Origin of the sequence: Micromonospora sp. NPDC049799, assembly GCF_040656655.1 — a bacterium.
Classification (GTDB): Bacteria; Actinomycetota; Actinomycetes; order Mycobacteriales; family Micromonosporaceae; genus Micromonospora.
The window spans coordinates 1-1,597 of record NZ_JBFAMU010000793.1; the positions used below are offsets into that span (position 1 = coordinate 1).

A 1,597-nucleotide genomic window follows, 5' to 3' on the forward strand; every position below is an offset into this window, starting at 1 on the left:
GGTACGGCAGGAGGGCCCGGCCGGTGCCGGCCAGCGCGGCCAGGTCGGGCAGTTCCTCCGCCGGGCAGTCGGCGAGCCGCTCCCGCCATCGCTCGACAAGCCGGCACAGCCCGTCCGGGCTGGGCGCGGAGAGCGGGACGAGCAGGGTGCCCCCCGCCGCGCCGTCCGTCGTGCCGTTCGGCGGGGCGGTGCCGCTCTGCGGGGCGGTGCCGTTGGGCAGCCCGTCGCGGTACGGCCCGGTCCACACCGGACCGGGCAAGGGTCGGGCGCCAACCGGCGCGGGTGCCGGGTCGGCCAGCAGAACGTGCGCGTTGGTGCCCGTGAAGCCGAAGCCGGACACCCCGGCCAGCCGGGACCGGCCGGTCCGCGGCCAGGGCACGGGCGCGTCCACCACCCGGACGTCCATCCCGGTCCAGTCGATGTGCGGGTTCGGGGCGGCGAAGTGCAGGTTGGCCGGGATGGTGCCGTGCCGCAGGGCGAGCACCGTCTTGATCACCGACGCCATGCCGGCGGCCGACTCGCAGTGGCCGATGTTGCTCTTGACCGAGCCGAGCCGCAGCGGCCGGTCGGCCGCCCGCCCTGGTCCGAGCACCCGCCAGGCCGCCCCGACCTCGACCGGGTCGCCGAGCGAGGTGCCGGTGCCGTGCGTCTCCAGGAAGTCCACCGCGGCCCCGTCCACGCCCGCCTCGGCGAGGGCGGCGCTGATGACCTGCTCCTGGGCCCGGCCGCTCGGCGCGGTCAGCCCGGAGGAGCTGCCGTCCTGGTTGACCGCGCTACCCCGGACCACGGCGAGAACGGCGTCGCCGTCCCGCCCGGCGTCGGCGAGTCGCTTGAGGACGAGCACCCCGCACCCCTCGGATCGGACGAAGCCGTTGGCGTCGGCGGAGAACGTGCGGCACCGCCCGTCCGGGGAGAGCATGTGCGCCCGGCTCACCGCCACCGAGGCGAGCGGGTCGACGATGACGTTGACCCCGCCGACGATCGCCGCGTCGACCTCGCCGCTGCGCAGTGCCCGGACGGCGAGGTGGAGGGCGACCAACGAGGAGGAGCAGGCGGTGTCCACGGCGAGCGCCGGCCCGGCCAGCCCCAGCACGTACGCCAGGCGGCCGGCGACGGCGTTGAGCGCGGTGCCGGTGCTGTAGTACGCGTCGAGCCGGTCCACCCCGGCGCCGGCCAGCACCCGGGCGTAGTCGCCGTTGCTGACCCCCACGAAGACGCCGGTCCGGGTGCCGGCCAACCCCTTCGGGTCGATGCCGGCGTCCTCCAGCGCGTGCCAGGCGCACTCCAACAGGAGCCGCTGCTGCGGGTCGAGGTTCTCCGCCTCGCGGGCCGGTACGCCGAAGAACCCGGCGTCGAAGCGGGCCACGTCACGCAGGAATCCGCCCTGGTCGGTGGTGATCCGGGGACCGGTGTCGGGGCCGGCGGTGTGGAACGTGCGGTGGCTCCAGCGGTGCGGCGGCACCTCGCTGACCGCGTCCCGTCCGGATCGGAGCAGGTCCCACAGCTCCTCCACCGAGTCGGCGCCGGGGAAGCGACCGGCCATCCCGACGATCGCCGCCGGCCCGGCCGGGAGCGCCACCGTCCCGGTCACCGTGGC

Annotated in this window: 1 protein-coding gene; it reads right to left on the reverse strand. The window is 76.3% G+C overall.

Translation table 11 applies throughout. From position 1 onward, the window contains the following. Window positions 1-1,579: beta-ketoacyl synthase N-terminal-like domain-containing protein (locus AB0I76_RS29515; RefSeq protein WP_357042301.1), on the reverse strand; the 1,579-nt coding region annotated here is incomplete at its 3' end. Between the last annotated feature and the right edge of the window lie 18 nt (window positions 1,580-1,597).